At 55.9% G+C, this 25,969-nt stretch carries 30 protein-coding genes and 1 pseudogene; 16 read left to right on the forward strand and 15 right to left on the reverse strand.

Annotation, left to right across the window (positions count from 1 at the left end):
* Positions 1-661 (forward strand): sulfotransferase (locus ACGYK4_RS16075; RefSeq protein WP_394457356.1); only part of this gene is annotated, 661 nt, incomplete at its 5' end.
* A gap of 47 nt (positions 662-708) precedes the next feature.
* Here ACGYK4_RS16075 and ACGYK4_RS16080 read toward each other — a convergent pair.
* The 3 genes from ACGYK4_RS16080 to ACGYK4_RS16090 all read right to left on the reverse strand — a co-directional run bounded on the left by ACGYK4_RS16080 (position 709) and on the right by ACGYK4_RS16090 (position 2,317).
* A complete protein-coding gene (locus ACGYK4_RS16080) occupies positions 709-1,488 on the reverse strand; it encodes a hypothetical protein (protein ID WP_394457357.1) in 780 nt (259 codons plus the stop codon).
* Positions 1,481-1,804, reverse strand: a complete 324-nt coding sequence (locus tag ACGYK4_RS16085) for a hypothetical protein (protein ID WP_394457358.1) — start codon at positions 1,802-1,804, stop codon at positions 1,481-1,483. The genes ACGYK4_RS16080 and ACGYK4_RS16085 overlap by 8 nt, the downstream gene beginning before the upstream one ends.
* 174 nt (positions 1,805-1,978) lie before the next feature.
* Positions 1,979-2,317 (reverse strand): MarR family winged helix-turn-helix transcriptional regulator, encoded by a 339-nt coding sequence (locus tag ACGYK4_RS16090; protein ID WP_394457482.1) that lies wholly within the window; start codon positions 2,315-2,317, stop codon positions 1,979-1,981.
* Between the two features lie 349 nt (positions 2,318-2,666).
* On the opposite strand from ACGYK4_RS16090, the gene tnpA reads away from it, so the two are divergent.
* Genes tnpA through ACGYK4_RS16110 form a run of 4 tightly spaced genes read left to right on the forward strand, consistent with a single transcriptional unit; the run spans position 2,667 to position 5,708 of the window.
* On the forward strand, positions 2,667-3,062 hold the full coding sequence (gene tnpA / locus ACGYK4_RS16095; RefSeq protein ID WP_394457359.1) for an IS66-like element accessory protein TnpA: 396 nt from the start codon (positions 2,667-2,669) through the stop codon (positions 3,060-3,062).
* Positions 3,059-3,409: an IS66 family insertion sequence element accessory protein TnpB gene (tnpB, locus tag ACGYK4_RS16100; RefSeq protein WP_394457361.1), complete on the forward strand. Its 351-nt coding sequence runs from the start codon at positions 3,059-3,061 to the stop codon at positions 3,407-3,409. Before tnpA ends, tnpB begins: the two co-directional genes overlap by 4 nt.
* A 59-nt stretch (positions 3,410-3,468) precedes the next feature.
* The gene (gene tnpC, locus ACGYK4_RS16105; RefSeq protein ID WP_394457363.1) at positions 3,469-5,109 is read left to right on the forward strand and encodes an IS66 family transposase; all 1,641 of its coding nucleotides are present in this window, start codon (positions 3,469-3,471) and stop codon (positions 5,107-5,109) included.
* Positions 5,106-5,708: a plasmid pRiA4b ORF-3 family protein gene (locus tag ACGYK4_RS16110; RefSeq protein ID WP_394457364.1), complete on the forward strand. Its 603-nt coding sequence runs from the start codon at positions 5,106-5,108 to the stop codon at positions 5,706-5,708. The genes tnpC and ACGYK4_RS16110 overlap by 4 nt, the downstream gene beginning before the upstream one ends.
* Positions 5,709-6,186: 478 nt before the next feature.
* Here ACGYK4_RS16110 and ACGYK4_RS16115 read toward each other — a convergent pair whose 3' ends face one another.
* The 5 genes from ACGYK4_RS16115 to ACGYK4_RS16135 all read right to left on the reverse strand — a co-directional run bounded on the left by ACGYK4_RS16115 (position 6,187) and on the right by ACGYK4_RS16135 (position 10,554).
* Positions 6,187-6,498 carry a hypothetical protein gene (locus ACGYK4_RS16115; RefSeq protein ID WP_394457366.1) on the reverse strand — a complete coding sequence of 104 codons (312 nt, stop codon included), beginning with the start codon at positions 6,496-6,498 and terminating at the stop codon, positions 6,187-6,189.
* 336 nt (positions 6,499-6,834) lie between these two features.
* Entirely contained in the window at positions 6,835-7,248 is a 414-nt protein-coding gene (locus tag ACGYK4_RS16120) for a cytochrome c (protein ID WP_394457368.1), read from the reverse strand.
* Positions 7,249-7,664: 416 nt separating this feature from the next.
* Positions 7,665-8,012 carry an H-NS family nucleoid-associated regulatory protein gene (locus tag ACGYK4_RS16125; protein WP_394457370.1) on the reverse strand — a complete coding sequence of 116 codons (348 nt, stop codon included), beginning with the start codon at positions 8,010-8,012 and terminating at the stop codon, positions 7,665-7,667.
* A 119-nt stretch (positions 8,013-8,131) separates the two neighbouring features.
* On the reverse strand, positions 8,132-9,529 hold the full coding sequence (locus ACGYK4_RS16130) for a hypothetical protein (RefSeq protein ID WP_394457371.1): 1,398 nt from the start codon (positions 9,527-9,529) through the stop codon (positions 8,132-8,134).
* A 320-nt stretch (positions 9,530-9,849) separates the two neighbouring features.
* On the reverse strand, positions 9,850-10,554 hold the full coding sequence (locus ACGYK4_RS16135; RefSeq protein WP_394457373.1) for a response regulator transcription factor: 705 nt from the start codon (positions 10,552-10,554) through the stop codon (positions 9,850-9,852).
* 850 nt (positions 10,555-11,404) lie between these two features.
* On the opposite strand from ACGYK4_RS16135, the gene ACGYK4_RS16140 reads away from it, so the two are divergent.
* The 6 genes from ACGYK4_RS16140 (at position 11,405) to ACGYK4_RS16165 (ending at position 15,354) form a co-directional block, all read left to right on the forward strand.
* Complete coding sequence (locus tag ACGYK4_RS16140; protein WP_394457374.1) at positions 11,405-12,316, forward strand: hypothetical protein; 912 nt, start codon at positions 11,405-11,407, stop codon at positions 12,314-12,316.
* A 94-nt stretch (positions 12,317-12,410) separates the two neighbouring features.
* Positions 12,411-12,779 carry a curli-like amyloid fiber formation chaperone CsgH gene (gene csgH, locus ACGYK4_RS16145; RefSeq protein ID WP_394457376.1) on the forward strand — a complete coding sequence of 123 codons (369 nt, stop codon included), beginning with the start codon at positions 12,411-12,413 and terminating at the stop codon, positions 12,777-12,779.
* Between the two features lie 24 nt (positions 12,780-12,803).
* Positions 12,804-13,340 carry a hypothetical protein gene (locus ACGYK4_RS16150; protein WP_394457378.1) on the forward strand — a complete coding sequence of 179 codons (537 nt, stop codon included), beginning with the start codon at positions 12,804-12,806 and terminating at the stop codon, positions 13,338-13,340.
* A gap of 117 nt (positions 13,341-13,457) precedes the next feature.
* Positions 13,458-13,766 (forward strand): curli assembly protein CsgF, encoded by a 309-nt coding sequence (locus tag ACGYK4_RS16155; RefSeq protein WP_394457380.1) that lies wholly within the window; start codon positions 13,458-13,460, stop codon positions 13,764-13,766.
* Positions 13,767-13,811: 45 nt separating this feature from the next.
* Positions 13,812-14,804 (forward strand): CsgG/HfaB family protein, encoded by a 993-nt coding sequence (locus ACGYK4_RS16160; protein WP_394457382.1) that lies wholly within the window; start codon positions 13,812-13,814, stop codon positions 14,802-14,804.
* Positions 14,791-15,354: an invasion associated locus B family protein gene (locus ACGYK4_RS16165; protein ID WP_394457384.1), complete on the forward strand. Its 564-nt coding sequence runs from the start codon at positions 14,791-14,793 to the stop codon at positions 15,352-15,354. The genes ACGYK4_RS16160 and ACGYK4_RS16165 overlap by 14 nt, the downstream gene beginning before the upstream one ends.
* A 200-nt stretch (positions 15,355-15,554) precedes the next feature.
* On the opposite strand, the gene ACGYK4_RS16170 is transcribed toward ACGYK4_RS16165, so the two are convergent.
* From ACGYK4_RS16170 to ACGYK4_RS16180, 3 genes and pseudogenes are all read right to left on the reverse strand, one after another.
* Positions 15,555-15,905, reverse strand: coding sequence for a glycosyltransferase (locus tag ACGYK4_RS16170; RefSeq protein ID WP_394457386.1), 351 nt, complete (start codon positions 15,903-15,905; stop codon positions 15,555-15,557).
* A 313-nt stretch (positions 15,906-16,218) separates the two neighbouring features.
* The gene (locus tag ACGYK4_RS16175; protein ID WP_394457388.1) at positions 16,219-16,554 is read right to left on the reverse strand and encodes a hypothetical protein; all 336 of its coding nucleotides are present in this window, start codon (positions 16,552-16,554) and stop codon (positions 16,219-16,221) included.
* Positions 16,555-16,794: 240 nt separating this feature from the next.
* A pseudogene (locus tag ACGYK4_RS16180) lies at positions 16,795-17,016 on the reverse strand (transposase); the annotation flags it as partial.
* A gap of 113 nt (positions 17,017-17,129) precedes the next feature.
* Between ACGYK4_RS16180 and ACGYK4_RS16185 the strand changes: the two are divergent.
* A complete protein-coding gene (locus ACGYK4_RS16185) occupies positions 17,130-18,161 on the forward strand; it encodes an IS110 family transposase (protein ID WP_394457389.1) in 1,032 nt (343 codons plus the stop codon).
* A 300-nt stretch (positions 18,162-18,461) separates the two neighbouring features.
* On the opposite strand, the gene ACGYK4_RS16190 is transcribed toward ACGYK4_RS16185, so the two are convergent.
* The 4 genes from ACGYK4_RS16190 to ACGYK4_RS16205 form a co-directional block, all read right to left on the reverse strand.
* Positions 18,462-19,016 carry an IS30 family transposase gene (locus ACGYK4_RS16190; RefSeq protein ID WP_394457391.1) on the reverse strand — a complete coding sequence of 185 codons (555 nt, stop codon included), beginning with the start codon at positions 19,014-19,016 and terminating at the stop codon, positions 18,462-18,464.
* Positions 19,013-19,294, reverse strand: a complete 282-nt coding sequence (locus ACGYK4_RS16195) for a helix-turn-helix domain-containing protein (protein WP_394457393.1) — start codon at positions 19,292-19,294, stop codon at positions 19,013-19,015. The genes ACGYK4_RS16190 and ACGYK4_RS16195 overlap by 4 nt, the downstream gene beginning before the upstream one ends.
* A 244-nt stretch (positions 19,295-19,538) precedes the next feature.
* A complete protein-coding gene (gene galE / locus ACGYK4_RS16200) occupies positions 19,539-20,513 on the reverse strand; it encodes a UDP-glucose 4-epimerase GalE (protein ID WP_394457395.1) in 975 nt (324 codons plus the stop codon).
* A gap of 130 nt (positions 20,514-20,643) precedes the next feature.
* Positions 20,644-21,564, reverse strand: a complete 921-nt coding sequence (locus tag ACGYK4_RS16205; RefSeq protein WP_394457397.1) for a LysR family transcriptional regulator — start codon at positions 21,562-21,564, stop codon at positions 20,644-20,646.
* A 121-nt stretch (positions 21,565-21,685) separates the two neighbouring features.
* On the opposite strand from ACGYK4_RS16205, the gene ACGYK4_RS16210 reads away from it, so the two are divergent.
* The 4 genes from ACGYK4_RS16210 (at position 21,686) to argE (ending at position 25,947) form a co-directional block, all read left to right on the forward strand.
* A complete protein-coding gene (locus tag ACGYK4_RS16210) occupies positions 21,686-22,657 on the forward strand; it encodes a Bug family tripartite tricarboxylate transporter substrate binding protein (RefSeq protein ID WP_394457399.1) in 972 nt (323 codons plus the stop codon).
* Positions 22,658-22,759: 102 nt separating this feature from the next.
* Positions 22,760-23,254, forward strand: coding sequence for a tripartite tricarboxylate transporter TctB family protein (locus tag ACGYK4_RS16215; protein WP_394457401.1), 495 nt, complete (start codon positions 22,760-22,762; stop codon positions 23,252-23,254).
* Positions 23,255-23,266: 12 nt separating this feature from the next.
* The gene (locus ACGYK4_RS16220) at positions 23,267-24,754 is read left to right on the forward strand and encodes a tripartite tricarboxylate transporter permease (RefSeq protein WP_394457403.1); all 1,488 of its coding nucleotides are present in this window, start codon (positions 23,267-23,269) and stop codon (positions 24,752-24,754) included.
* Entirely contained in the window at positions 24,751-25,947 is a 1,197-nt protein-coding gene (gene argE / locus ACGYK4_RS16225; protein ID WP_394457405.1) for an acetylornithine deacetylase, read from the forward strand. Before ACGYK4_RS16220 ends, argE begins: the two co-directional genes overlap by 4 nt.
* The last annotated feature ends 22 nt before the right edge of the window (positions 25,948-25,969 follow it).

Below are 25,969 nucleotides of genomic sequence, written 5' to 3' on the forward strand. Positions count from 1 at the left end.
CAAACAGGGACTTCAGGGCGCGCGTGCGCGCCATCTTGCGAGCGCCTCACCCCCAGATGAGGCCTATCTGGCATATCTTGATCGTCTTCAGACCGCACCCATTTTGAACGGCACATGGTATAAATACATTTTTTCCCGAGCGCCGGAGGACCAAAAGTGCCTTGATGTCACGCCGGAATACTCATGCATTCCAGATGAGGGCGTGGATTTTTTTAAGCGCTTTCTGCCACATAGCAAACTGATCTATCTCATCCGTAATCCCTTGGGCCGGCTGAAGTCTCAGCTGCGCATGAATGCGCACCGCAGAGAGAAGCTGCCTTCTTCGCGACAGGAGTGGGAAGAGCTGTTAGATATGCCCGCGCTTCGAACGCGCGGAGACTATCTGAGCAATGTGCCGCGGTGGAGCGCACGTTTTGCACCCGATCGATTGCTATACTTACCCTACGGACAAATCGGCAAAGATCCTTTGAGCTTTCTGCGCAAGATTGAGCATCATTGTGGCTTGCCTTCCTCTGAATACCCTCAGGCTGCTGAGAGAGTTCATCAAACAGCGCCGCTGCAGTTGCCGGACTATGTCATCGAGCGTTTGGAAGAGCTGGCAGCGCCCCAGGCCGCGTTTCTTCGAAGCCATTTTGGCGAAAGCTTCTATCAAGAAACGTAAGAAAGGGCATGGAACATTGTCTGACGTGGCGAAGGTTGAACTTGGCCTCAGCTGTCACGCAAGGTGACCTTCGACATGGCGGCAATCCTGATCAGATCGAGCTCATACTGGGCATCCATACGGATTTGGAGCTCTTCATCGATTTGGACAATCTTACTGAGAAGCTTTGCGCTTTTGAGGTGATGGCAAGCCTCTTGCGACAGGGCTTTGCGGGTTTGAGGATCAATAAGCTCAACATCTATATCAAGCAGGGCTGCCAAGAACGGTAGCATCACCTGATGGGGCTGCTCGAAATTCCAAACTGTTAGGGTCGCTCTGGGACAGGCAGCCGTGATGCGAGACACCAGGTCGGCCCAAGAATGAACTGGTACGGCGCGGTCAGAAGGGCCGGGGGAGATGTCATCATCCGCCAGCAAGTATGTCCAGCATTCTGCTTGAGGAGCGATTGCTAAATGCAGATCCAGTTGGCGGTCGGAGAAGGCATTGTTGAGGTTTTGAACCCTACGCTTGGCTTTAGGGAACATGGTCTTTTTGGTCAGCATATCGTTCACCGGGCCGAGAAGCGCGTGTTCACTGATGATAATGTGCTTAAAGGCGTCGAGATTTTTTTGGTGTTTTAGAACAGGTTCAACAGCCCCTTGTAGAAGGCCCAACTTGTCAGAGGCGACCATTGTCGCTCTAAAGTGCTCCACGTATTCAGGGCGTGTGATGGCCTTGGCAGAAATGTTCAGCAAAACTTTTTCCAAATGGTTCGATATGCATTCTACAAAGCCGGTTGCGATACGGTTTGCCCCAAAATGGACAGTCGCCGTTCTTTGCTCAGGCATCATCAAGCTCCGGAAACCCGTGCTGGGAAATCGTCTCATCGCCTAGAGCGATGCTTTTGGCGGTCTTTGCCAGTTCAGCGGCTTGGTAAAGGAGAATTTTGTATTTAAGCTCCAGCGCAGCTAGGCTCGGCTCTAACCGCGTGAGCTCTGCCTCGATCAGACTGTTTGCGGCTTCATCAGATGATAGAATTTCTTCGAGAAGCTCTGCAACTTCTGTCAACCGGTCTTGTATAAGCGTGCAATCTTTTGCGTCAAAGCCGCTGACTTTGAGAGAAAGAGCATCTTTCTCGGCGTCAATCGTTAGCTTGAGGCTCATGGCCTATTCCCCCGTAAATCCGCCGTATCATTGACTACAATCGACCTTATCTGCGTTTTTGCGCGCTCTTTGATAGATGCAACAGGCTCTTGGCGTCGAGTTATGCTTTGCGAGCTTTTTAGGCCGCACTTTTTGCGTTTTTTAGTACCGGAAGGCCGTAAAGGCTCTCAAGTTTTATTCCGACGCATCTTCGGCTGCGCGCCTGTTGCGATATGCTGTTAGGTGGTTTTCGCGTACAGTCTGCAACATGCTCTGTAAAGATGTCCAATCTTCATTAGACATGTCACCGCGTGTGACAGCGTCCATCTCGTCTCCTACGTCTTTCAGTGCCGTCAGAAGTGGGGCTGCCTTCTGTGTGACTTGAACTATTCTGGCGCGACGGTCATTCGGGTCAGTGCTTCCGGACACCAGGCCTACGGCTTCGAGATTCTTCAGAACGCGCGCGGCGCTCATTGCGCCAAAACCAGTCAGATCGCTCAGCTCGTTTTGGTTCAAGGGGCCGAAGCGGGAGATGTTTGCCTATGTTCGTGCTTCGCTTGGCGCAATGCCGAGTGCTGCCTCCTGTACTTTGCGCTCAAACTGCGATCGCAATATGCGAGTGATGTCAAGTAGTAAGAACAATGTGTTGTGGGAGTCTATCGGTTGCATGAAGGGCCCTGATCGTTTGTCGTTCAGGCAATACTAAGGGAGGCATATGAGTTAAAGCTGTTCCTGAGCCTCAGCTAAAGTCGCACCGCCCCATTCTGTCACGGTCGTGCATTTTGGACCAACCGGTTGTTTGCCGCCCTGCCACGGTGCAAAGTATACTTCCGCTGAGGGCCGTCTGGCTGCTGAGCTGTGAGATCGTTTATCGAGTGTCCTTATGGACGCACACGAAGACACCCGCCGCATTCAAGTTTTGTCAGTCTCTGATACCGGCCGTCGCCGCCGTTGGTCTGATGACGAAAAAATCCGTATTGTTGAGGAAAGCTTTGGCGACGGCGTGACAGTGGCGGAGGTTGCACGACGCCATGAGGTATCGCGGTCTCAGCTTTATGATTGGCGTTATCGCCATAAGAATGGATTGCTTGGTCCTGGCCCGCAATTTTTGCGCGTTATGAAGATCGAAGATGCTTCTGATGGCACTGACACTGCGCCAGCGCCGCAAGCTCCTGTCATGACTATTGATCTCGGAAAGCGGTGTCGTGTGGCGATCCCGTCAGGTTTTGACATGGAGGCTGCTGCGCAGCTGCTTAACGGCTTGATGGTGCGGTCATGATCGCGTTTCCGGCTGGAACGAAGGTGTGGATTGCAGGTGGTGTGACGGATATGCGCCGAGGCATGAATACTCTGGCGCTGACAGTGCAACAGGGGCTTGGGCGTGATCCGCATGCGGGCGAGCTCTTTTTCTTCAGAGGTCGAAAGGGTGACCTGGTGAAGCTGCTCTGGCATGACGGGGTGGGCATGTCGTTATATTTGAAGCGTCTTGAGGCGGGGAAGTTCATTTGGCCGGTGCGCCAAGACGGGACGGCTGTTGCGATATCTGCGGCGCAGTTGGGCTATCTTCTCGAGGGGATCGATTGGCGTAACCCACGCTGGACGCAAAGGCCCAAAGCGGCTGGATAATTTGCGCTGAAGCGCCTGTTTTTATGGGCATTTATCGGCTTCTGTGGTAAATATTTGCCATGTCCGACGCCGCTTCCGAAATTGCCAGATTAAGCGCTGCACTTGCCGCGCAGACCGCCCGTGCGCAGGCTGCGGAAACCGAATTGGCGCAGGCTCGCGCTCTGGCCTCCTGCACAGACGCAATGATCCAAGAATTGAAGCTGGAGATCGCCAAGCTTCGGCGTGACAAATATGGCATCACCTCCGAGCGTCGCACGCGGCTGATTGATCAGCTGGAATTGCAGCTTGAGGAATTGGAAGCGGCCGCAACCGAGGATGCGCTGGCGGCTGAACAGGCTACGGACAAGGCCAGCGCCGTGCGTGCCTTCACGCGACGCAAGCCCGTGCGCAAACCATTCCCAGATCACTTGCCCCGCGAGCGGGTTGTCGTCGAAGCACCTGCCGCCTGCACCTGCTGTGGCTCGGACCGGATCGTAAAGATGGGTGAAGATGTCACCGAGACGCTGGAGGTGATCCCCCGCCAGTGGAAGGTGATCCAGACGGTCCGCGAGAAGTTCACTTGCCGAGCTTGCGAGAAGATCAGCCAACCGCCGGCCCCGTTCCATGCCATTCCGCGCGGTTGGGCCGGGCCGCAACTGATCGCGATGATCGCCTTCGACAAGTATGGACAACATCAACCGTTGAACCGGCAATCCGAGCGCATTGCACGGGAGGGAGTTGATCTGAGCCTGTCCACCTTGGCTGATCTGATCGGTCATGCCTGTGTGGCGCTGACCCCCATTCATGCGTTAATCGCGCGCCACGTGCTGGATGCTGGCCGTTTGCATGGTGACGATACTACCGTGCCGCTATTGGCGCGTGGTGGCGCAAAGACTGCGCGGCTGTGGACCTATGTGCGCGACGATCGACCGTGGGATGGGGGTGCGCCACCTGCCGCACTCTTCCACTTCTCAACAGATCGCCGGAAAGAACACCCGACACGGCATCTGGCCGAATGGCACGGTGTTCTTCAGTCGGACGTGTATGGCGGCTACAATGATTTGTATCTCGCAGATCGTAGTCCGGGCCCGGTCCGTAGTGCGCTGTGTTGGAGCCACGCAAGGCGCAAGTTCTTTGAACTGGCCGACATCAAGGCCATAGCCCGCAAGGGTAAAAAGGTAGCAAAAGAAATCTCGCCAATCGCACTGGACGCTGTGACACGGATCGATGCGATCTTTGCGGCCGAGCGCGACATCACCGGCCTGTCAGAAGCAGCGCGTCATGAAGCCCGCCAGCAGTGGGTAGCGCCGATGGTTAATGATCTGTATGGTTGGATGCTGGCCGAGCGGGCCCGGATGTCAAAGCACAACCCAGTTGCCAAGGCGATGAACTACATGCTCGAGGGCACAGGTCGCTGGGAGGCCTTCACCGCATTCCTTGACGACGGGCGCCTCTGCCTTACGAACAATGCCGCCGAACGGGCGCTCAGAGGGATCGCACTGGGTAGAAAGTCGTGGCTTTTTGCAGGGTCTGAACGCGGTGGCGACAGGGCAGCCTTCATGTATACCCTCATTATCACAGCAAAGATGAACGACATCGACCCGCAGGCATGGATGGCAGACGTATTGGCACGGCTGCCCGATATGCCTGTGTCACGCTTACCAGAACTGTTGCCCTGGAATTGGAAGGCCGCCATGGAATTGAAGAGGATTGCTGCATGACGCTGGTCGCGCGCCTCAAGGTCACATTGTCCGATGTTGAGCCACAGGTGCTTCGACGCTTTGATGTGCCCCTTAAGATCAAGCTGAACCGCCTGCATGATGTGATCCAGGCTGCCATGGGATGGACCGACAGTCACCTGTATGAGTTCAGGGCCGGCGGCAGCGGCTGGGGCGTGCCAGACCCAGATGGTTTTTACGATGGCCCGATGCCCGCCAGCAAAATCAGCCTGCTTGACGTGATCGAAGATGTGGGAACCAAGACCATCCATTACATCTATGATTTTGGCGACAACTGGCACCACGTGATCAAGATCGAGAAAATCGATGGCTCTATCGCGGGCGCCGCATATCCACGCCTGGTCAGGGCCATCGGTGCTTGCCCTCCGGAGGATGTGGGGGGCTTCCCCGGCTACGCTGACTTCCTTGAAGCCATGGCCGACCCCAAGCACGAAGAACACGACCAGATGCTGGAGTGGTATGGGGGACAGTTCGACCCGGATGAGGCAGAGATCGGCCTCATCCTCGATAACTTCGAGCGTCTTGCAAAGAAATGGGCCCCGAAACCGCGCAAACCAAAAGCCGCACCCAAACGCCTCTGATCAATACGGCGCCCCCACGGCCTTCGCCGAAGGCTTACGGTGCAAAGAGCATTTTGTAATGCGTTGTCGGATGCACCCCTGGCTGGATTGAGAGACTGCGCAAAAAAAACACGGGCTCAGCATAGAGGACATCCTGTTGCTCTGAACCGGGTGGGATGGCAAGTATGCATGAGCCTAAAAGGGAAATTGCGATCCTGAGCAAGTGAGGCTGGCGAAACGCACCGGCACTGCTGCCGCCATATCCATGGTATCAGCTTGCGCCATAGCCAATGGAGCCGCAGTAGGCTGCACAGCATCGGCTTTGTCGAATGCTACCAAGTGACGTCCTATAGTGAATATCATCGAGGCTAGAAATGTGCCTGTAATGATCGTGTGGGGGATCCGCCCACTCGACGCGCGTTTGTTTGCAAATATGTTCATCCCTCGCTCCTAGCCGCTCACTTAATAGGGGAATGTGAGGAAACTAAGACATTTGAGCTTATAGCGATTTCGGAGGACGCTCACCTCCAGCAGGGTAGGCAACGAAGTCAAAGAATGCGGCCGCAGGATACGCGGAGCGTAAGCTTTCAAACAAGTACCGTGCTTCCGAAAGCTGAGAGAAAATTTGTTCTGCAAGTGAGATATATACGCTTTCCTGAGGTTCCCCTTGCGCAACGCAGACCACGAAGTCGCCTCTTTCTGCCGCAGAGCGGTAGGTTTCGTTTTGAGGGCTGAGATCAGCGAGGATACTGGCAGGAACCAGATCAATCCTGAGATTTTGAGAGTAGAAATTCGCGATCTTCTTAAACACTGGGCCGGGCACCTTTTTGCACAAGATCACATTATGAAACGGGCGGCTCGTCCGCAACGCGCTTCAAGTGAAAGCTGGGTAGATGCCACTTTGATTTGTCCCAGGTGTCGGCAGAAACCTTCCCGGTAAGGAGGCGCCTGTACGCGTATACCTCGCATTTTTTTGTCAATGTAGAGATGCCGCCGCAAACTGGCCTGCGGCTTTGTGCCTTGCTCTTACTTTCCGCGCAATGGCCCGCCCGATTGAAGCCGCCGAGATCAAGGCGATAAAGGTACGCCAAGTGGTTTGATCAATGGCTGGGTAAACCTCGGGCGACGGTCGTCTGATCTCAGGTTCCTATCGCTGGATGCTTTCCAAATAGATCAGCAATCCCGCGAGTTCACGTGGGGCGGGTGTGAGCACGCCATTGATCTCAACCGGTACCGTATCATGTGCCATCGCACCACCAAATTGGGGCATGTCTCGCGCCAATTCGCGTTGCTCGGGGTGGCCATAGACATAGCTTAAAGCCCGCGCGCGCGGGAAGCTGCCCCCGTTCTTGCGGGCGAGAAGTGTCAAATCCGTTGGCGCGGTATCAAGCGTTGCTGCTAGGGGACCATCTCCCTTTGCGGACATGCCATGACACGCAACGCAGTTTGCCGCATAGAATTTGGCCCCCTCTGGGGCTTCGGGCATTGAGGGTGCTGTGCAGGCCGCCACCACAATGCCAAGCGCTGCCGTTGAAAATAAGGGGAGTTTAAGGGGTGGCATATTGGTTCCTCTTTGTGTCGGTGCAAGTTAAGCGATTCAACCGTAACTGCTACGCTGCGCGTTGAACATAGCGGCATAGAGACCTTCTTGCGCCATGAGTGCACGCTTTTTCGACCACGGACATGATCTGCATGGGGTACTGTAGAAAGACGGTGAGCGACCATGATCGTGATTTTGTCTTTTGAAAGCTTTTGGATCGCGCCGCGTACTCTTTTCTTGGTCCACTGGATCGGGAGGAGGGCAGATCACTACCTGAAGTAGAAAACGCCCGGCAACTATTGGAACATTATCGGAATTTGTGAGATTTGATTTCCTGCAGGGCAATCACTGAAGCGCTCCCTATGCCCCGGAATGGATTAGATGCCTTCCGGGGCTTTGGCCCCCGTCGCGGTCGAGGGCCTTGTCGTTCTATGGGGTCAAATGCGCATGGCATCAGGCTCAACGCCTGCTGCGATCTGAGCGCGATACCAGTTTGGCTGACGCCCTTTACCTGTCCAGGTCTGCGTTTTGTCCTCTGGGTTCGCAAAAGCGGGCTTTGAGGGCTTTTTGGGGGCCTTTTTTGCTTTCGCCTTTTTTTGAACTGTGCCGTCTGCCTCGGAGATTTCACCAAGCGAGAAGCCAAATTCCGCGGCGGCTTTGGCAGCGGCTTTCTTAGCCTCGCGTTGATCTCTGGCTTTCGCAGAGGCAAGCGCTTTACTTACGTTGTTTAGAAGCTTCTCAAGCTCCTTTCGGGGCATCGTTTTCAGTTCGTCTTTAGAGATCATAGGATTTCTTTCAGCTGCAAATAGAGTCGGTTTTTCGGTTTCATAGGCGCATCAAACTATCTGTTCAAGTTAGCCTCGCGATTTTAAACACTAAACCGCTACGAACCGCAAAAATTTGACTACTCTTCGACTCTAATGCGCCCTACATCGTTGTCCAATACGCTTTGCCTGATTTCGGTAGCTAGTCGTGTGGCTTTTTCCTGATAGAACGTATCACCTTCAGTCCTAAAAAACTTAAGCGCGGCATCGATGTAGCCTGAAGCCGACGCAAGATGTCGTGCGCGCTCTGAAGCAGAACCGCGTTCGGCCAATGCTTTGGACACAATGGCGAGATTTTCTTGCGTTAATGCCCAGTCGAATGGCACAGCATCGCGGCTGCGCACGCTCAGCGTTTCCTGCAGCATCTTTTCCGCCCGCCCGAGCAACATTAACCCGTCTTTGCCCGGCGTCACATTTGCCATTTCTAGCAGTGTCACCGCAACATTCTGAGTGGTCATCGCCCATTCCAGTGGCTTGCTTTCCCGCGGACGTAAGCGAAGGGCCGCGCGGAAGGCGTCAATTGCGCGTCCGAGGAAAACCCGTCGTGCGTTCGCGTCATCGCACCAGTTCGCACGCAAGGACAATGCAGCCCCGAGGTTTTGCTGCACCATCGCCCATACATCGCCGTCGTGATCGATTGAGACGAGCAGTAGCGCTTCTTCGTATCGTTCAATTGCCTCGTCCATCGTCGTTAGGCTGGCAGGACCTTCGGATCGAATGCTGATGTTCGCGAGGGCGTTGGCGAGGTTTTGAAGGGCTCGGGCTCGGAGCTGCGCAGTGTAGTCGCCGGCTCCTACCGTCGGGCGCAAGATGTCAGCTGAGCGTTCAAGCCCGCTCCCACCAAAGCGCAAACCGTGATCGAACAACGCTCGATGGTATTCAAGTCGTTTTCTCATGGAGTGCACATGGTCAAGGCTTCGCCATGTCTCGGCGGCGCTGACGAACCCTTCATAGGCGTCATTGGCGCGCCCACGCAGGAGCGCATTGCGGGCCCGTGCTTCTTTAGCACGAACGACCATCTCACTATAACTCTCGTCCACTTGTCGCAAAAGCGACTCGTATTCATCGAATTTAAGTTCTGCCGCTGCCTCGCGGGCTGCTGCCTTAAGTTCAGCGAGTTCACCCATGCGGCCGTCTAATTCGTGTAAGCGGCGTTTGTAGATTCGATATTCAGATGCCTTTTTGTCGAGCAAACTGCGCAACTCCGCATCAGACTTCTCAAACACTTGATCGATCTCAAAACGGCTTGCGAGGGCTTCAAGCTGATCGCGGCGGGCATTCGAAAGCCCCTCAAGCTGCAAAGGCAGACTTGGCGCAGGCGCGCGTAGGCTGTCGATCTCATGCTGTGGAATGTCAAGCGCTTGGGCCAGCCCTTGTACCGTGCGCGCAGCCGGGTTAGCCACATGGCCGTTCTCAAGCCGTGAAATACTGGCCTTGCGACCCTCGTCGTTCCATACGTTGATGGCCAGGTCGCGCACGGATAAACCCAAATCATCCCGATACGACCGGACGAGCCGTCCAAAGCGGGCGCCAAAGGCGTTGACGTCTGAGGGAGCACGCTTCGTCAACGTTCGACACCGGGTCGGTGCTCGTATCGCGCTATAGATATCGTATTAAACTTCGATCTCCGATCTTCACCTATTAACCAAACCCAGAAGCCCCCAAGAAGGGTGACCGGCGCCTCACAAATACCCCGGGCGTCGGTCATCCGTCGCTTTCGAAGCTTAATCGGCGCAGTGCGCCTTGCGATTGTAATTTGGAAGTGACAATCCAATACGTCACCTATTGAGCTTTCAGCTCAGCTTTGGGGGCGAGCCGAGCAATGTGGTGCCTCTATTTCAGAAGATGCACTTGCATCCTCCTGCCTGTGAACTGCAGGCTTTGACCGGGGCATACCCCCCCGAAGAACGATTGCAGCCTGAGTCCGGTTGTCCACTTTAAGCTTGCGAATAATCCGGGAAACATGCGCTTCAACCGTATTGATCGAAATCGCAAGCGTACGGGCGATCGCTTTGTTGGAGTGCCCCGCGGCCACCTCGCGGAGGATCTCAAGTTGGCGTGCAGTCAGAAGCCCGGGCTGGATGCAGTCGGGGAGCCCAGTATCGGGCATGTGCTCAGTCTCGGGGGGAGCGAACGGCAATATGCGATGCCCTTCTACCACCAAAGATATCACGGATTTGATCTCAGCAGCTGCCAAGGTAGGGGGCACTACTGCAGCAACGGTAACCGGAGTGCCCCGAATTCTCTTAAGCAGTGCCTCAGTTTGGGGAAACAATACGATGGGTGTCGGGTCGGGGTTGCTCATACACTTGGCAATGCGATCTGACAGTGCTTCATCTGTATTATAGCATATAAGCACAATACCTACATCAGGCGGCACGTCTGAGTGTTCGTCAATAGCAACATTAGGAAGTTTCAGTTCTGCCAAGATAGATTGCAGTGCTGACCTTATAAGAAAACAACCGCCAAGGATTCCCACAGTTTTGTTTTCACTAATACTCATGACTCTTCCCAAACATATTTAGGGCACAAAGAGCGACCTTTTACAGACTTCACTTGTCAGAACGTTATGCAAAGTTAAAAAGCCCGGCATTTGAAAGTGATCAATCCACCGCTATGTGTGCGGCAGGTAGCGAAGGCATATCCTGAGAGCTTAACTCAAGCATGGACACATCCGAAGCTCGTGCTTCCTGTGTGGAAGCAGATGTTGCCTGTCTAGAAGCTCGGATGCGGTGCGCCTGTTGGGCACGTTGTGCCCGGGCGGCCGCTATGCGTGCCGCCCTCTGATCCGGCAATTCCATTGCTTGCCGGACATAAACTAAATTAGCTGTAGCTGGTACTTGAGTGATATACACTCGGTCGCTTGCGTTGCTTTCAGTCCCTATAGAAACAATGCCAAGTACAGTTGCAACGATTGCCGATCTGTATAGAGCAGTCATATCTCCCCCCTCCCGCAAAAATAAAAAACTACCGTAATGTCACCCTAACGGAAAAATTCGCATTGGAAGGGAACCTATACCCGCCCACACGGTTCTAAATACTAACTAGGGACACAATGTGAACAAAAGTTGACGCTGAGTCAATCTTTTGGGTGTTTGTGCGCGCTTGTGTAGGGGAAAACCCTAACCGAATCTTCCCAACCGCCGAAAATCCCATGCTTACTGTACGGGTAACGGTGCACCCGACCATTTATCCTATAGGGGTTCCATCTGCACTGTCCGCTCGAATCACCGGAGCCTAACTGAAGACCGGGGAGGGATCTCCGGAATATCCGGCCTCGATGCCTGTTCGTACCTTTTAGTTGGCCTCGGGGATGGTCCTCGGGGTGGGTATAGGTGAATAGGATTTTCGATATGAAACGGCTTCTTTTGACTTCAACAGCGCTGGTACTGACGGCGGGTATGGCATTCGCCCAAACTGCAACAGGCCCAGGCGTAAATCCTTCGAGCGCGACTGCGAATAGTAATAATAGCGCGACAGCAAATCAGGATGGCACTATTTTTAACGAATCTCTTGCGCTTGATTCAGCTGGCGGTGGCAACGATGAGGAAGCGTCGGGTACAGCAGGTACCGCGGGCAACGGAGCGCGCGCTCGTGTTAACCTAAGTAACGCAGTCACGGCGCAGGGCCAAACAACGGGCGGCGTTAGTGCAACGGTTCAGCAGCAGACGGCAAACGCTAACCTTCAATTCCAAGTCGGCAATCTCAACCAATCTGTCAACCTGCAGTCCGGAGTGCGTCAAGAGTCGGCAACTGTCCAAGAAGGCAATGAAAACGACGCGATCATCAGCCAAACTCAAGCAGGTAACGAAGCTGCGATCGCACAGCGCGGCAATCTGAACGTTAACGCAATTATTCAGAACGGTGTAGACAATGGCGCTGCAAGTGCCCAAGTAGGTCTGAGCAACGTTTCTACCATCCTTCAAGATGGCAACCATAATATTGCGGCGCACTCGCAGTTTGGCGAAAATAACGCGGCTATGACCTTCCAGAACAACGGTGACAACACTGCGGCTCAAGTGCAAGTCGGTAACGACAACAAGTCGCTTATTTCACAGGGTGGAGGGGATGGCGCCAACTTGCCAGCAATCGATGGCACCCCGGCTTCAGTGATGATCCCGGCAGGTCTGTCGGTAACAGGCGCAGTCCCCGGGGCTGCATCGCTGAACTCGGCAGCGAGCATCCAGTTGGGCAACTCGAACTTGAGTGCGATCATCCAGCAAGGCAGCGGCAACGAAGCTGTCAACTATCAGAAGACACCCTGATAGCATAATCTTCCACGTTTCGGTGGGAGGCACACCAAACAAGCGAGGGCGCCGTGACGGCGCCCTCGTAGCGCCATATGGCGAGGAGCACATCATGCAAATGTTCCCGATCCTACTCTCTCTCGCGTTAATAAATACACAGACCAACGCGGCGCCTTTACCTGAGGGCTGCGCTTTGCACATGTCTGAGACGGGAAAGATGGTCACGCTAAAGGGGGTCGTAGATCCACAAGGTTGGCGCCATGGAACTTACAAAATGACCATTGTGGCGCAACAGGGAGGCAACCGTTCCGTCTCACGGCAGTCCGGTAGCTTTGATGACAGCAACACCGAGACTGCCGATGGCTTGATTGTTTTATCAACTACAACACTGTATGTTTCAAAGGGTAGCCGTCTCGCCGTCACGCTTCAAATTGAAGACGGTGACCGTAACCAGTCCTGCTCTTTCGATTATGAACGGTAGTGACCCAATTCCGAGGATTACGATATGCGCTCTAAAATGCTTCTTGTTACGATTGCGTTTATGCTTGGCAGCACCACTGCCGGATTGGCGCAAGACTTTGGCTTTCAGGTCAGCAACGGGCTGACACTTGAACAGGTGGTCGTCACTCAGGAGAGCAATACTGCCACACCGAGCAGCTCCGGGGGAACCGGCTCCTCAGCGGTGATTTCACAACAGGGTAGTGATAACAGCGCGGCCAGTTCTATTTCTAGCAGCCCAAACGCAGGGACGCTCGTTTTGCAGACAGGTGACGACAATACCGCCGTCGCCGTCATCCAGAATTCTCCCGGGAGCGCGATCGCTCAGGCTCAACTGGGGACAAACAATTTCTCTGCCGCGGCTATTGTGGGGGGGGCAGGGAATGGCATCGCAACGGCGCAAATCGGCAACAGTCTTAGCAGTTCCGTCGCGCTTGTGAACTCCGTTGACACTAAGGTTGTTTACGGACAGGCCGGCCAAGGCTATAGTGGCGGCATAGTGGTGCGTAACGCCCCTCGGGGCACAGTTGTCAGACTAAATTGATCTTGATTGCGGCACTCAGATTGCTTCGGCACGCCATGGTGCTCGTTCGAGTGCTACAAGCTTATCCCTTGCCAATCTGTTTGAAGCTTTCAAACTATTGCTTGAGAGGAACTAGCTATGTTTTCGGCAAAAAGGCTTTTAGGGCTCGCTACTGCTGCATTGCTGACTAGCGCAGGAGCGGCCACTGCTGGCGATCTCATCTATCAGCCAATTAACCCGGGATTTGGAGGCTTCTCCGATAACTTCGGATACCTAATCGGCACGGCACAAATTCAGAACCAATACCTTCCGGAAAGTGAGGGCAGCGGCGGTGGCGGCGCGCCTGACATTAGTTTCCCGCCAATTGTAATCGATCTTGGGGGCGTTGGTACGCCCACCCCAGCAGTTCCGGCACCTCAAAACGCAAGTAGCACAGGCTCCAATTAGAAATACTGTAGATCGCGAAAAAGCGGCGCGGAAATGAGGGACAGCATGAATTTCTTTTCTATTTTTAGTTCGAGACAAAAGATGCTTGGACTAGGGCTCACTTTGATGACCACTCTTGGGGGGTGCGCGGAGCTGGGCTTGCAGTCATTTGGAACGCGCTTCGACAAAGATATGAGGCCACCGCTCTCCACGCCGTCCACCAATACCGGCTTAGCTCTCAGAGAATTACCGCCATCTAGCAAGAAGATCGATGTCGCGATCTATAAGTACGAAGATAAAACGGGCCAGAATGAGGAATCGGACAATTTTACGCGGTTTTCGCGTGCTGTTTCGCAAGGGATGTCAGACGTATTGATTGATGTTCTGACCGAAGTGGGCGACGGCGAGTGGTTTAATGTTATTGAACGCGCTAATATTCAGGACCTTCTGACTGAACGCCAACTGATCGATCAGACCAACCAAAACTATCGCGGCTTGCAGCGCTCAGCGCTTCCGCCCCTTCGCTTTGCGGGGATCATTATTTCAGGTGGCGTCATCGACTATGACACCAATGTCGTCACGGGCGGCGTTGGCGCGCGGCTTTTGGGGATAGGCAACAGCTTTGAATATCGTCGTGACCGCATTTCGGTGGTGCTGCGTGCCGTCAGCGTACAGACCGGCGAAGTCCTCGCGTCGGTCCAGACTGAGAAGACGATCTATTCGCTGGCAGACCAGCTGTCAATTTTCCGCTATGTTGCCGTGGATCGCCTGCTTGAACTAGACACGGGCTATTCGGTGAACGAGCCTACGGGTATTGCAGTACGGCAGGCTGTGGAACTGGCCGTCTATGATCTTATTCTGGAAGGCGCTGAAGAGAACATTTGGCAATTCCAAGATCCCAACGTGCACCGGCGTTTGGTTGCAGAACAACAGGTTCGGCTCGCCTCTGTTGGTAAAGCATCAAACGCCCTTCAGCCATTGGCCACCCGTACCGCAATGGCAATGGATTTAAACCAAGTCGCTTCGCCGATCCGGACGCCGAGCAATGGTGGGCGCTGACTTTAATGCATTAACCCTTGGGCTGGTTATGGCCACAATAGGCGCGGGTGCACTGTCTGCGCAGGAGGCAATCGCTTTCGACAGCACCGATCGGGTTACTGCCGGAGACTGGGCGATCGAGTGTCTTGCAGGTTCTGACCCCGCCCCGGGTCAGTGTCAGCTTTATCAAAGAATTCTGACGCAGGATCCGAGTACCGTCGCGTTGATCGCTGCATTAGCGTGGTCTCAGAGCGACAAAGCGCTGCTCGCGCAGATTTCCCTCCCGCTGGGCAGTGATCTAACCAAGCCACCTTCGCTGAACATAGACGGCGTAGCCGCTGCGAGCTTCACCTGGTCGCGCTGCCTGTCAACTGGGTGCCTAATCGAAGCGCCCCTACCTGAACCTCTTGTCGCGGCTTTGTTGCGCGGAGAAAACGCGACGTTCACTGTAGTCCAACCAAATGCGGGTCCGATTGCTATTCCATTGTCGCTGCTCGGTTTGGCGGAAGGTTTGAGAGAGATCATGCCTGAGGATACAAATCCTGCAATAGCGACCGATCAAAAGCAATAACCACTACGACCGCTTCCAGCAACCGGGTTCCGCAGGCTGATGGCTACTGGCATATGATGGCGCAATCTCTCGCGGCTTATCGGCATGTAAAACGTCGTCAACGGCACGTGGATTTGCGCAATGCCGTGATTGGCAAATTGAAAGGCGGTTGCTCGCGAGAACAGATTGCCAGACGGCTAAAGGCTACGCAATATATCGGACTAAGCCGCAGCGTAGGTGTCTTCAGGCCGCTTGATTGGCCGAGCTTGGACATTAGCCTCTGAGGGGCATGCGGCCGTGGCCTGCTCAATTGCTTGCTGCCAACTTTCGATGTCGCCGCCCGGCTGCACAGCCTGGGCGCCCTTCTCAAGATGGTCTTTCAGCCCACCGATACTGCTAACCAGCAAATTTCGTTTTGCTGCGAGCGCCTCAATGGCCACGAGCCCGTAGGCTTCCCATCGTGATGGCATGGCAACAATATCAACGGCAGCCATGGCCGCCACGGGGGCTGGAGCAAAACCTTTAAACTTAATTCTGGGGTCGCCATTTGCCAAACGGCTGTTGATTGTCACTGAGAGCTGAGCCGGTGGAGGTGCGGACGAATAGTTGGACTATCTTGGAGATCAGCGTGTTTCGTTCCTTCTGCTGCCACCGCCAGGTCTTGTTTTTCTCGAGCGAGGAGACGGGGGCAAACTTCCACTGAGAGCACAGGCTTACCCTACTTAGTTTTATTTTCAGGGTAAGTAGTTCCAACACTATTTACCGAATCGGTATTGGCAAATGTGGATACAAGTTGGGAGAGCACAAAAATCAGTAATTAGTATACCAGGATTCCGAAAGCAGAAACTTTGATTTCAATATTCGACGCCAGACAAGCTCGGATATCTAGTCTCTTTCGGCGTTGCTCGCCAAATCGCACTCTTTCCAACCGAATAACCCAGAAAGAGTGCCTAAAATAAGGGACGCTGACCCCCAAAAAGCCATATCAGGAAAATCGCTCGAGACAGAAAAGGCAAGGAAGGCGGAAACCACAAAAATAAAGCCCCCGATGCGCGGAAGCCAGAAAGTAAAGGTTCCGGCCGCAAACACTAGGATTGAGACAATGATGCCAATAGAGCGCGCCTGTAAAAGTCCTCCTTCGGCAGCATGATCAAAAATCAGAAACTGGAGCAGCACAAGAGTACTTAAACCTATTCCAATGGTTCCTATCGAAAGTTTCATAGGGGTACCTTCTGGCAGTGTTGGGCAAACCTGTAGATTGAAAATGAGGCCGCAGGCGCGGGGCAGGGTGTGCTCATCCCACCAACAGCGTGCCTCTTTGTTTGGCCATTTGCAAGTCAGACCCTAGGGATAGGCTGATTGACCTGTCCCCCCCGCGAATTCAATAACCGTGAGGTTGAAACATATGCCTCTGTGAGCGATACCTGAACGGCGACTCATGTTGGGATCAGGGTAGGGGCGTCATCGCATTTCCTCCAACATCTTTTCGCGGAAGACCTCAGCTGGCGTTTTCCATCCAAGGCACTTGCGCGGCGTATTGTTGAGGCGATCACAGATCACCTTCATATCGTGATCTGTGCATTGCCGGATATCGCGTTTGCGGGGCAACCACCTTCGAAGGCGTCGGTTAGTGTTCTCGACTGTGCCTTTCTGCCAGGGGCTGGAGGGGTCGCAGAACATGGGGTAATCGCTCTGTCACTCCGCGTTTCGTCATGGCAGCGAAATGCTTTTTCTTCGGTATGATCCAGAGCGTGATCCGAAAGGGTCTTGTTCGAAGCAACAGATGGAAATTGAGTATGGGCCAGTACATAGGGCTTGACGTTTCGTTGAAGGATACCGCGATCTCAATCCGAGAAGGCGGCAAAAGAATATGGCGCGGGAAATGTCCCTCAGACCCGGGAATTATTGCGCAGACGGTTCGGAAGCATGCGGACGACCCCGTGAACGTCGTTTTCGAAACTGGCCCACTCGCCACTTGGTTCTATCATGCTTTAACGGGGGAAGGACTTCGGGCGATCTGCATTGAGGCACGGCATGCCCAGAAAATTCTGGGTGAGACGTTGAACAAGACCGATGCAAACGATGCTGAGGGATTGGCCAAACCTGCCGAAACCGGCTTCTATAAGGCTGTTAGGGTCAAGTCGTTCGAAGCGATGCTGATCCGGTCATTGGTTGCAGCACGCACGCAACTCCTGGCCATCACGACACAATTGACCAATCAGATCCGTGGTTTGATGAAGACTTTCGGTCTTGTCGTGCCCAAGAGCAAAGGCCGGGTGTTCGTAGAAAAGGTTAACGGTCTGCTGGACGGACATGTCGAGTTGAAAGGGATTATCTATCCGCTGCTCGAAGCCTGGCAAGCTGTCAAGGAGCAGGCGTCTACACTCAGCCGCCAGCTCTTGTTGGCGGCGCGACAGTGCCGAAGCACGCGTTTGCTTATGACGATACCAGGCATCGGGGCGATCACAGCAGTTTCTTATGTGGCCGCTATCGAAGACCCGGAGAACTTTCCGAAGTCCCGATCTGTCGGCGCATGGCTCGGCCTCACCACACGCCGATACCAATCGGGAGAGATGGATTTTAACGGTCACATCTCCCGAAGGGGGGATCAACGATTGCGTGGGCTGCTCTACGAGGCTGCGACCTCGTTGCTTACGAGGACTCGGGCCGAAACGGTCAGTGATCTAAAAAACTGGGGGCTTCAATTGCGCGAACGCCTTGGCTTCAAGCGGGCAGCGGTTGCCGTTGCTCGCAAACTTGCCGTCATCATGCATTCCATGCTGAAGACCGGTCAAACCTTTATTCCAACGCGCGAGGAACTCGCCTAAGGCACTGTCCCTCGCACACCGAGCTCAGCGCATCATAACTTGATGCGAGGAGGCGTCCCTGTCGTGGACGGAGGTCAAGCCAATCCGAAAGACGTGGCAGCAGCTGTTACAGACTGCGTGCAGAACAAAGGAAGGCTTCACCTGCGGAACCCAAAATGCGGCAGCCAAGTGTTGACCGCGGAGACAACCATGCCCCGGACACACGCATGACCTCGATAACATGAAGGTGCTGAGAGCGAACTGAGCAAGAACTGGACGTCGAAATGCTCTAACGGCATTTCGAGAGGCCGTGCTTTTGCATCAAGCCTTGACTGCGGCCTTGCGATTAGACAACCACGTCTGGGTTCCGATCTCGGCTTGCAGGTGTGGCCAACTGACAAACTCGGTTCCGCGGTCAAAAGTGATGGACCGACGGGCGACGAGGGGGAGGTCTTTGATGGCGCTCATGATCTTGGCCATGACCGGCTTGGTGCGCTTGTTCGGGTTTTTCAGGATCACAGCGAAGCGGCTGACGCGCTCAACCAATGAGGTAACGTTGGACTGGCCAAGCTTTTGTTTAAACAGCATCAAATCAGCTTCCCAATGACCGAACTGACGGCGATGAGCGACATCATCGGGTCGGAACAGAATGCTGACATCGCGGTGGAATTTGGGTTCTCTGCGCCTTCTGGTGCGACGTGGTCTGCGGGCGGCACGGTGGGTCGGTAGATACCACCACAGGTCTTCGCGCTGACCTTCCTTTGAGTAGATGTAACGATAGATGGTTTCCTGACAGACCCTGAGAGGAGCGCGTTCGTGAATCATACGGTTACTGATCTGCTCTGGTGTCCAGCCGTTCTTGATACGCTCGATCACGCACTTGCGAAGCTCAGGATGTTGATCAGTTTGCGCTCTCGAGCACGACGTTCCGCTTGCATCAGGTGAGCAGCGGCACCGTAATAGCCATCGCAACCCGGCATGCTTTCGTCCGAAAAATGGTTGCGCTTTAGCTCGCGAAATATCGTTGATCTGCAGCGCTTCAGAACGCGCGCCATCTCATCAACTGGGACCTTAGCGTGTCTCCAGCGTTCTATCTTGCGTCGTTCTGTGATACTCAGTTGGTCGTAAACGGCTCCCATACCGGTTCCTCTCATTAGATAAACTACTGTTTTCTAACAAGAGTCGCACTTGAGGGTAGCGCGCGCCTCGCCTTTCATAAATCGCCCATAGGGTTAATTATGTGTCATCAGCCTAGAACTTGTTTATCCTGAACTATCGAGCACACTAGTTTTAGCAAGCATCTTGCAGGGGAGCCCGACGCGTAGGATACTTAAATCTGATATGGGCCCAAAACGACCATGACAAGCGTGCCAGATCGTTGCGCCAAAAGAAAAAATTTCAAAACCCGTCTGAGGCATGCCAACGATGCGCATCCCGCAACATCTGTGGCATGGTGGAGCGCGATGGTGTCCAGCCCAATTGCGTTCTGGCCTTATCCGACCCGCAAATCAGTTTCACCGCATCCCCGGCGCGGCGCGGGCCTTCTTCAATCGGCACGGGTCCATCGGTGACAGCTGCAGCCGCCGCAACCACCTCGCGGACCGAGAACCCGTCGCCGGTGCCTAGGCAGAAGACTTCCGAAGGCTTGCCCGCTTCCAGCCATTTCAATCCCGCTACATGGGCGTCGACCAGATCGCTGACATGCACATAGTCGCGGATGCAGGTGCCGTCTTCGGTATCGTAGTCGGTGCCGAAAATGGTCAGCGCCCCGCGTGTTCCGGCCACCGCTTGGAGGATCAGCGGCACCAAATGGGTCTCCGGATCATGGGCCTCGCCTACCGCTGCTTCGGGGTCCGCGCCGGCCACGTTGAAGTAGCGGAAGATCACATGGTTCAATCCTTGGGGCGCGAAATCGCGCAGCATCTGTTCGATCGCCAGCTTCGAGCCACCATAGGCGTTGATCGGGCGCTGGTCGGTCTCTTCGTTCAACACCACCCCATCCTGATCGCCATAGGTGGCGCAGGTCGAAGAAAAGATGAACTTGTCGATCCCAGCTGCCCGCGTCGCCTCGATCAAGTTCAGTCCGCCCAACACGTTCTCACGCCAATAGCGAGCCGGGTCTTGCATGGACTCGCCGACTTGGCTCAACGCAGCAAAATGCATGACCGCAATGGGGGCATGTTCTGCCAGTGCCGCATCAATCGCCGCGCTGTCCAACAGATCACCTTCGACAAGCGGGCCAAACTTGACCGCCGCCCGATGGCCGGTGCTTAGATTGTCGAACACCACCGGCGTATATCCTGCCTGTGCCAGCGCCTTGCAGGCATGGGCCCCAATATATCCGGCTCCGCCGGTCACCAATACTTTCGCCATCGGTCGTCCTTTCGTTTGAGGTCATTTGTCACGGTTCCACCGCGCTGCGCAAGAGATGCGCGGCAGGCTGGCTTCGCGCGGCGCCTAAAGCGTCGCGAGGCCGATAGCATCCGGGACACCAGTGCCAAAACTACAGCGTTTCGCTCACCACCCCGGACCGTTTCAGACTCTCGATCTCATCCGCGACCACCGCCGCGAAAGCCTGCCCCACCGTGCTCAAGGGCCGCCCGTGGGGAACGAATTGCGCGATGTCCCATGTGATCGAGGGGATCAGCCGGTGGACCGAGACCCGTTCCAAATCAAGCAGTTGATGCGCCACGGGGTCGATGATCGCGATGCCTTCCCCGCGCTCCACGAGGCGGACAATGCCATGGATGGTCCGAAGCTCGGCGGCGATCGTGCGGTTGACCTGAATGGTCTCCATCATCAGATCGATCCGCCGCCGCAGCGGGCTGCCTTGGGACAGGTCAATGAACATCTCCTTGCGCAGCCGTGGCAGGGGGATTTCCTCAATCTCCTCAAGCGGATGCCCTTTCGGCAGAATGCATGTCGCCTCGCAATGGGCCAATGAAAGGGCTTCCCCGCCGAAAGCTTCGGCGTTGAGCGTGATGCCGAAGGCCAGATCGCAGCGGTTCTCGCTGATCATCTGAAGCATTTCGGCCATGCCGACATCGGCGATTTGCACCGTCGCTTGGGGGTGCTCTTTGCGAAACTGGGCAAGCGCGTCCAACAGGAAGGTGTCGCAAAAGACGGGCTGCGCTGCGATGACAAGATGCCCGACCTGACCGCTGGCAATCGCCTTGGCTTCCTGCTCAAGATTTCGCAGTCCCGAGAGATAGTGCACTACGTTTTGGTGAAAGCTGAATGCTTCGGCCGTCGGCGCAAGCCGGTTTCGCTTGCGTTGGAAGAGTTCGAAACCGGCTTTCTCTTCGAGAGACGACAGCAATCGGCTCACCATAGGCTGGCTCAATTCCAAATGTTCCGCCGCAAGCTTCATGCCGCCCAACCGCATATAGGCGTCAAAGGCCTGTAGTTCTCGTGTCTTGAACATGCTGCCTCCCCTCAGTATGCAATTTATGCAACTATGGCGCATCTATTGTCAAATTCAGCATACTGTGGATGGTGGCCGCCATCCAACAGCTCCGGCTTGCCGGACAACATCTGAGGTACTCATGAAAAACATAATCGGAACGATTGCACTTTCGCTCATGGCAGTCGGTGGACCGGCGCTTGCCCAATCTTATCCAGAAAAATCTGTCACGCTGGTGGTGCCCTATGGCCCGGGCGGCGCGTCGGACTTGGCAGGCCGGGCCCTGGCGGAAACGGCACAGCCCTTTCTGGAACAGCCGGTCACGGTTATGAACAAACCCGGCGCAGGCGGCATGAACGGCGCGCGTTTCGTGTCCGAAGCCGATGCGGACGGCTATACGCTGCTGCTCGCGCGGGTCGGCATGGCCCTCTCCCCTGCCGTGACACCGGGCGCCGCGGTGCCGTGGGATGCCTATACATTCGTCAGCGCGCTCGAAGCGACGCCGATGATCTTGGCCGTGCGCGGCGACGCGCCCTATGACAACGTCGACGAGTTGATCGCGGCGGTCAAAGACAGCAATGGCGCGATGACCTATGCGGCTTCGGGCGCAACGGCGATCGACGGCTTCACCACCCAAGCGCTGCTGGCCGACAATGACCTCGACCCGCTGACCGCAGCGACGCTGGTGCCTTACAAAGGCGGCGGTGCGCTTGCGACAGCCCTGCTGGGCGGCCATGTCGATTTCGTCGCGATGGCGGCGGCATCCTTGATGCCCCATATTGAAAGCGGCGACATGAAGGCCCTGATGGTCTTTGCGCCCAAGCGGATGGACAGCCTGCCTGAGGTCGCGACAGCGAGCGAATTGGGCTATGAAAAAGCGGGCCAAATCACCGGTTGGAGCGCGCTTTACGCTCCCAAAGACCTGCCCGAAGACGTGATCGCCAAATGGCAAGACGTGCTGGGCCAAGTGGCCACTGACGAGAAATGGCTCGAACTCGCCGACCGTCGCGGCTCGATCTCCACCATCGGCACGGTGGAGATGCCCGACTACGCGAAAAGCCAGTACGAGCTCTTCAACGGTCTTGCCAAAGCCTTCGGCTATCTGCCCCAGTAAGCTATCGCGGGCGGGCGCACCCGCGCCCGCCTGCCCCTCCCCCAGCCGGCCCCTGCGGCCTGCCCGATCTCACTAGAGGTCCCTGTTTTCATGAGGATTGCCATGACGAAGCCCGTTTTGCGGGGGGTGCTGGTCGTCGCGTTTTTCGCACTCTGCGCCTTCTATCTTATCCCTGTCTATGTGCCTCGCCCGGCCTTCATCCCCGGTTTCGCCCCGCCGCCTGACATGTGGCCGCGCACCGTGTCGCTGATCGGCATCCTGCTCGGCCTTCTTGTGCTGGCCCTTGCGTTCCGCGGCGGTGCACCGGCTGAGGAAACGGTCCAGACCGATGGAAGCTCTCCCAGGCGGATGGCGCTGCGTTTCGCGGGCGTGGTGATGGCGTTCGGCCTGTTTCTGCTGGCACTTCCTTACGTCGGCTTCCTGATCGCGATCATCCTGCTGACCTTCACCATGGTGCTGATGACCGGCGAACGGAGCTACCGGTTCTGGATCGCGCTGATCTCGGTCGGCGCGCCTGTGCTGCTTCTTTTGTTCTTCAATTCCGCCTTGGGCACGCAATTCCCCAAAGGCGCATTGCTCAAGACACTCGGCTTCTGATCGGAGATACTGATGCTAAACGACGTTCTCTCTGCACTCTCGGCAGTTGCCACTTTGCAAAACTTTCTGATCATGACCGCCGGTATCTGGGGCGGCGTGATCGTCGGGGCCATTCCCGGCATGACGGGCACCATGGCCGTGACCTTGGCGCTGCCTTTTACGTTTTACATGGCCCCGGTGCCGTCGATCCTGCTCCTCGTCGCGCTCTACAAAGGGTCGACCTACGGCGGCTCGGTCTCCGCGATCCTGATCAAGACCCCCGGCACCGCTTCGGCGGCCTGCACGGCGCTGGATGGCTACCCCCTGGCCCAACAAGGCAAAGGCGGCAAAGCGCTGAACATGGCGCTTTATTCATCGGTGATCGGCGACTTTCTGTCGAATATCTCTCTGATCTTCTTTGCCGCCCCTCTCGCCCTACTGGCACTTCACATCGGCCCGCCTGAATTCTTCATGCTGATGGTCTTTGCGCTGACCACAGTCGCGGGCGTCTCCGGCAACTCTCTTCTGCTGGGCATGGTCTCTGCCGCGCTTGGCCTGCTGCTGGCGACCGTGGGCGAAGACCTCTATGGCTCCTTCCGCTTTGCCTTCGTACCGGACATGCAGGCTGGCCTGTCGATTGCGCCGGTCCTGATCGGCCTCTTTGCACTGCCCGAACTGATCAAGCTGGTGGTCCTCCGCGCCGCGAACAAAGATGAGGCCGCCCCCTTGGGTGCCCAGCATGTGACCCGCGATGAGTTCATGGGATCGCTGCGCAGCATTTTCAAAGGCTCTGTCATCGGGTCCATCCTCGGTGCGATCCCCGGCATTGGTCCCTCCTCCGCCGCCTTCTTCTCTTATGGCGAAGCGCAGCGCAGCTCCAAGAACGGCGCGAATTTCGGCAAGGGCGAGCTCGAGGGCATCGCCGCCTCGGAATCCGCCAATAACGGGGCCTGCGGTGCCACCATGATCCCGCTGCTTGCATTGGGCGTGCCCGGCGATGTGATCACGGGCGTGATGCTGGGGGCCTTCATGATCCAAGGTCTGACCCCAGGCCCGCTGCTGTTCCAGACGAACGTGCATGAAATTTACATGCTCTTCATCGGCATGCTGGTCTCTTCGGTACTGTTGTTCTTCGCCGGTAAGGTGACCATGCGGATGTTCACCAAGGTGGCGCTGATCCCGCAGACCCTGCTGACCCCCTTGGTGCTGCTGCTCTGCATCTTCGGGATCTACTCCATCGCCTCCAGCACCTTCGACGTGGCCGTGTTGCTTGTGATGGGGCTGGTGGGCTTTGGGATGTTCTTGCTGAACATCCCCGCGGCCCCCTTCCTGATCGCCTTCATCCTCGGCCCGATGATCGAAGAAAACCTGCGCCGCGCGCTGGCGATTTCGCGGGGCGATCCTGCGGTGCTGCTGTCGTCGCCCATCACATGGGTCTTCGCAGTGCTGATCATTCTCGTGCTTGGCCTGACGGTCCGCCGCGAGTTCCTAAAATCCAAAGAAAGACGCGTTCAGCAATGATTGACCTCAGCGAAACACCATTTTCGTTTGACGACCTGACCGGTGACGCCGCCAAACATCTGGCGCGGCTGATCTCCTTCGATACGGTCTCCTGCAACTCCAACCGCGCGCTTATCGACCATATGGCGGAGTACTTTGGCGATCTGGGCGCGCGGATCACCATCCTCCCGGACGAGACCGGCGCCAAGGCCAATCTGATCGCAGCCTTCGGCCCCGCGGACAAGCCGGGCATCGTCTGGTCGGGGCATACGGATGTCGTCCCCGCGGATGAGCCCGAATGGGAAACGGACCCGTTTCAGGCCAAGATCAAGGGCGACAAACTCTTCGGGCGCGGCGCTTGCGACATGAAGGGCTTCGCAGCCTGCGTCATGGCCGTTGCCCCACAACTGGCGCGGGCGGCACTGACCCGTCCGGTGTACCTCTGCTTTTCCTATGACGAAGAGGTCGGCTGTTTGGGCGCCCCCGCGATCGCGGAGCATCTCGCGCAGCTGCCCCTGCCGCCTGAGTTTGCAATTATCGGCGAGCCGTCGATGATGAAGCTGATCACCGGGCAGAAAGGCAAGATTGCCATGCGCGCCCAGGCCACGGGCACCGCGGGCCATTCGTCTTTCGCGCCCGAGCATGTCAACGCGATCGAGTTTGCCTCCAAAGCCGTGGCGCGGATTTCTGAACGCGGCAAACGCTATGAACAAGACGGCCCCTTTGACCACGATTTCACCGTGCCGCATGCGACGATGTTGGTCACGATGATGCAGGGCGGTGTCGCCACGAATGTCACCCCGGACAATTGCACACTGACCTTCGAGCTCCGCTCGATCAGCGGCATGGAGCCTGAGCGGGATATGCAACTGCTTTTGGATGAGATCTCGCGTGAGGTCACCTCACCCATGGAAGAGAAGATCCCCGGAACCGGTATCCGGTTTGAGACGATCTTCTCCTATCCCGCCATGGGCGACGCGCGCGAAACCGAAGGGTTTCAACGCTATGCCGGTCTCCTGCCCGCATGGGGCGGCAAGGTCTCATATGGGTCAGAAGGCGGTGTGTTCGAAAAGATTGGCGGGGTCCCTTCGGTGATCGTAGGGCCGGGGTCAATTGAGCAAGCGCATAAACCCAATGAGTTTGTCGAGATCGAACAGCTTGAGAAATGCGTTCAGTTTCTAGGCGACATCATCGGTTTTCTCGCGACGGAATGAACGCTTCGCGCAATTGACCTTT

This window comes from Sulfitobacter sp. 1A13368, assembly GCF_043557275.1.
GTDB lineage: Bacteria > Pseudomonadota > Alphaproteobacteria > Rhodobacterales > Rhodobacteraceae > Sulfitobacter > Sulfitobacter faviae.

Bases quoted from the DNA above. Each gene is read 5' to 3' on its own strand.
- ACGYK4_RS16080 (WP_394457357.1), bottom strand. From the start codon at position 1,488: ATGCCTGAGCAAAGAACGGCGACTGTCCATTTTGGGGCAAACCGTATC.
- ACGYK4_RS16085 (WP_394457358.1), bottom strand. From the start codon at position 1,804: ATGAGCCTCAAGCTAACGATTGACGCCGAGAAAGATGCTCTTTCTCTC.
- tnpA (WP_394457359.1), top strand. From the start codon at position 2,667: ATGGACGCACACGAAGACACCCGCCGCATTCAAGTTTTGTCAGTCTCT.
- tnpB (WP_394457361.1), top strand. From the start codon at position 3,059: ATGATCGCGTTTCCGGCTGGAACGAAGGTGTGGATTGCAGGTGGTGTG.
- tnpC (WP_394457363.1), top strand. From the start codon at position 3,469: ATGTCCGACGCCGCTTCCGAAATTGCCAGATTAAGCGCTGCACTTGCC.
- ACGYK4_RS16110 (WP_394457364.1), top strand. From the start codon at position 5,106: ATGACGCTGGTCGCGCGCCTCAAGGTCACATTGTCCGATGTTGAGCCA.
- ACGYK4_RS16120 (WP_394457368.1), bottom strand. From the start codon at position 7,248: ATGCCACCCCTTAAACTCCCCTTATTTTCAACGGCAGCGCTTGGCATT.
- ACGYK4_RS16125 (WP_394457370.1), bottom strand. From the start codon at position 8,012: ATGATCTCTAAAGACGAACTGAAAACGATGCCCCGAAAGGAGCTTGAG.
- ACGYK4_RS16135 (WP_394457373.1), bottom strand. From the start codon at position 10,554: ATGAGTATTAGTGAAAACAAAACTGTGGGAATCCTTGGCGGTTGTTTT.
- ACGYK4_RS16140 (WP_394457374.1), top strand. From the start codon at position 11,405: ATGAAACGGCTTCTTTTGACTTCAACAGCGCTGGTACTGACGGCGGGT.
- csgH (WP_394457376.1), top strand. From the start codon at position 12,411: ATGCAAATGTTCCCGATCCTACTCTCTCTCGCGTTAATAAATACACAG.
- ACGYK4_RS16150 (WP_394457378.1), top strand. From the start codon at position 12,804: ATGCGCTCTAAAATGCTTCTTGTTACGATTGCGTTTATGCTTGGCAGC.
- ACGYK4_RS16155 (WP_394457380.1), top strand. From the start codon at position 13,458: ATGTTTTCGGCAAAAAGGCTTTTAGGGCTCGCTACTGCTGCATTGCTG.
- ACGYK4_RS16160 (WP_394457382.1), top strand. From the start codon at position 13,812: ATGAATTTCTTTTCTATTTTTAGTTCGAGACAAAAGATGCTTGGACTA.
- ACGYK4_RS16165 (WP_394457384.1), top strand. From the start codon at position 14,791: ATGGTGGGCGCTGACTTTAATGCATTAACCCTTGGGCTGGTTATGGCC.
- ACGYK4_RS16175 (WP_394457388.1), bottom strand. From the start codon at position 16,554: ATGAAACTTTCGATAGGAACCATTGGAATAGGTTTAAGTACTCTTGTG.
- ACGYK4_RS16185 (WP_394457389.1), top strand. From the start codon at position 17,130: ATGGGCCAGTACATAGGGCTTGACGTTTCGTTGAAGGATACCGCGATC.
- ACGYK4_RS16195 (WP_394457393.1), bottom strand. From the start codon at position 19,294: ATGAGAGGAACCGGTATGGGAGCCGTTTACGACCAACTGAGTATCACA.
- galE (WP_394457395.1), bottom strand. From the start codon at position 20,513: ATGGCGAAAGTATTGGTGACCGGCGGAGCCGGATATATTGGGGCCCAT.
- ACGYK4_RS16205 (WP_394457397.1), bottom strand. From the start codon at position 21,564: ATGTTCAAGACACGAGAACTACAGGCCTTTGACGCCTATATGCGGTTG.
- ACGYK4_RS16210 (WP_394457399.1), top strand. From the start codon at position 21,686: ATGAAAAACATAATCGGAACGATTGCACTTTCGCTCATGGCAGTCGGT.
- ACGYK4_RS16215 (WP_394457401.1), top strand. From the start codon at position 22,760: ATGACGAAGCCCGTTTTGCGGGGGGTGCTGGTCGTCGCGTTTTTCGCA.
- ACGYK4_RS16220 (WP_394457403.1), top strand. From the start codon at position 23,267: ATGCTAAACGACGTTCTCTCTGCACTCTCGGCAGTTGCCACTTTGCAA.
- argE (WP_394457405.1), top strand. From the start codon at position 24,751: ATGATTGACCTCAGCGAAACACCATTTTCGTTTGACGACCTGACCGGT.